This is a genomic window from Hymenobacter sp. AT01-02 (assembly GCF_000961955.2).
GTDB lineage: Bacteria > Bacteroidota > Bacteroidia > Cytophagales > Hymenobacteraceae > Hymenobacter > Hymenobacter mucosus.
The window spans coordinates 1-3,256 of sequence record NZ_JZIR02000118.1 but is presented as its reverse complement, the minus strand read 5'-3'; the positions used below and the strand labels follow the sequence as shown (position 1 = coordinate 3,256).

At 54.7% G+C, this 3,256-nt stretch carries 2 rRNA genes; both read right to left on the bottom strand.

What is annotated here, in order from left to right:
- Positions 1 to 54: 54 nt before the first annotated feature.
- Positions 55 to 166 (bottom strand): 5S ribosomal RNA (rrf, locus tag VI25_RS20570).
- Positions 167 to 274: 108 nt separating this feature from the next.
- Positions 275 to 3,177: ribosomal RNA gene (locus VI25_RS20565) — 23S ribosomal RNA — on the bottom strand.
- Between the last annotated feature and the right edge of the window lie 79 nt (positions 3,178 to 3,256).

Below are 3,256 nucleotides of genomic sequence, written 5' to 3'. Positions count from 1 at the left end.
CCGCTACGGGGAGGCTGGGTGACGCAGCCGGGGGCTCGTCCGCAAAAACAGTAAGGTTGGCGGCGACCTACTCTCCCGCCGGTGAAGGCAGTACCATGGGCGCTCCGGGGCTTAACGACTCTGTTCGGAATGGGAAGAGGTGAACACCCGGGCTAAAGCCACCATTACTGGCGCCGGAACTGGCCGCCCCACCCGCTACGCGGAAAGAGCACCAGGCGGCAAGACCTGTGACACGCAATTCGAGAAAGAAAACCAGGGCAGCCACTAGCGGTTCGCTGCGAAGCGTTCGAGTCCTTAGTACGGCTCGGCTGTGGCATTTCGGCCTCTACACCTACCGCCTATCAACGTTGTGGTCTCCAACGACTCTTCTAATCGGATATCTCATCTTCAGGTGAGTTTCGCACTTAGATGCTTTCAGCGCTTATCTCATCCCAGCGTCGCTACCCGGCGCTGCAACTGGCGTCACAACCGGTGCACGAGCGGCTGGTCCAACTCGGTCCTCTCGTACTAAAGTCAGGTCCTGTCAAATATCCCACGCCCACCACAGATAGGGACCGAACTGTCTCACGACGTTCTGAACCCAGCTCGCGTGCCACTTTAATCGGCGAACAGCCGAACCCTTGGGACCTTCTCCAGCCCCAGGACGTGACGAGCCGACATCGAGGTGCCAAACCTCCCCGTCGATATGAGCTCTTGGGGGAGATCAGCCTGTTATCCCCGGCGTACCTTTTATCCTTTGAGCGATGGCCCTTCCATATGGAACCACCGGATCACTATATCCGTCTTTCGACCCTGCTCGGCTTGTAGGCCTCACAGTCAAGCCCGCTTCTGCTATTGCGCTCTACAACCGGTTACCAAGCGGTCTGAGCGGACCTTTGAAAGCCTCCGATACTTTTTTGGAGGCGACCACCCCAGTCAAACTACCCAGCAGACACTGTTTCCGTTTCCAGATTAGGTGCCAAACAACACAAGGGTGGTATTTCAACGTTGGCTCCCCCAGACCTGGCGGCCCGGGTTCACAGCCTCCCACCTATCCTACACATGTGTTGTCCAGCATCAATGTCAACCTATAGTAAAGGTGCACGGGGTCTTTCCGTCCCGTGGCGGGTACTCGGCATCTTCACCGAGACTACAATTTCACCGAGCTCACGGCTGAGACAGCGCCCAGATCGTTACACCATTCGTGCAGGTCGGAACTTACCCGACAAGGAATTTCGCTACCTTAGGACCGTTATAGTTACGGCCGCCGTTTACCGGGGCTTCGATTCAAACCTTCGCTTGCGCTAAGTTCCCCTCTTAACCTTCCGGCACCGGGCAGGTGTCAGGCCTTATACTTCCGCTTACGCGTTCGCAAAGCCATGTGTTTTTGTTAAACAGTCGCCTGGGCCTTTTCACTGCGGCTTCTCACATTGCTGTGAGGAAGCGTCCCTTCTCCCGAAGTTACAGGACCATTTTGCCGAGTTCCTTGGCCGTGATTCACTCGAGCGCCTCAGGATACTCTCCTTGACTACCTGTGTCGGTTTGCGGTACGGGCTAGAATTCAGTAAACGCTTAGCAGGTTTTCTTGGCAGTCTGATTAGGTACACTATCCCGTTGGCCGAAGCCGCCAGGTACTATCACGTTTCAGCTAAAAGGGCGTACTTGACTACCCTCTCAATACCTACGCGCTTCAACGGGCACTTCCGTCCGCCCGCGGTACGTTCACTCCTGCGTCACTGCATCACTCCAAATTCTAGGTGCGGGAATATCAACCGCTGTCCATCGACGTAGCCTCTCAGCTTAGCCTTAGGTCCCGACTAACCCTGCTCCGATTAGCGTTGAGCAGGAAACCTTAGTCTATCGGCGAGGGGGTTTCTCACCCCCTTTATCGTTACTCATGCCTACATTTGCTTTTCCAGCCGCTCCAGCAAGCCTGACGACTCACCTTCACCGCTGCTGGAATGCTCCCCTACCACTTACGCATAGCGTAAATCCATCGCTTCGGTACCGGACTTGATGCCCGCGTATTATCGATGCCCTCTCGCTCGACCAGTGAGCTGTTACGCACTCTTTAAAGGAATGGCTGCTTCCAAGCCAACCTCCTGGCTGTCAAAGCAAGTGGACCTCCTTTGTTCAACTTAGTCCGAATTTAGGGACCTTAGCGGATGGTCTGGGTTCTTTCCCTCTCGGCATGGGACCTTAGCACCCCACGCCTCACTGCCGAGTATATCAACGGGCATTCGGAGTTCGTCAGGATTCGGTAGGCTGTGACACCCCCTAGTCCTATCGGTAGCTCTACCTCCCGCTGACTCCACCTCGACGCTGTACCTAAATACATTTCGGGGAGTACGAGCTATTTCTCAGTTTGATTGGCCTTTCACCCCTACCCTCAGGTCATCCAAATCCTTTTCAACGGAAACTGGTTCGGACCTCCAGTTGGTGTTACCCAACCTTCATCCTGCCCAAGGGTAGATCACAAAGTTTCGCGTCTACCCCCTCTGACTCTGCGCCCTATTCAGACTCGCTTTCGCTGCGGCTCCGCGTCTACAGACACTTAACCTTGCCAGAGAGGAGTAACTCGTAGGCTCATTATGCAAAAGGCACGCTATCACCCCACAAAAGGCTCTAACTGCTTGTAAGCACACGGTTTCAGGTTCTTTTCACTCCGGTATTCCCGGTTCTTTTCACCTTTCCCTCACGGTACTAGTTCACTATCGGTCTCGTAGGAGTATGTAGCCTTAGCGGATGGTGCCGCTAGATTCAGACGGGGTTTCTCCGGCCCCGCCCTACTCAGGAGTCCTCTACCGTACCTATTCAGTTCGCTTACCGGACTCTCACCGTCTCTGGTTGACTTTCCCACGTCATTCAGCTAAGAATAGATAATCAGATGTTGAGGTCCTACAACCCCGCGCTGGCCGTAACCAACCCGGTTTGGGCTCCTCCCCGTTCGCTCGCCACTACTGGGGGAATCATATGTTATTTTCTGTTCCTCCGGGTACTTAGATGTTTCAGTTCCCCGGGTTTGCCCCTAGCTCTCTAAGGAGTAGGTCTTGCAGCTTCACTGCAAGGGGTTGCCCCATTCGGAAATCCGTGGATCACTTGGTATGTGCCCATCCCCACGGCTTATCGCAGCTTATCACGTCCTTCGTCGCCTCTACGAGCCTAGGCATCCTCCGTGTGCCCTTCTTGTACTTCGTTCAACGCCTGTCCTAAAAGGACAGGTCGCTAGCCAATATGCTGGCCTTGTTTTCTCTCTCGTAATCGCATGTCAAAGAAC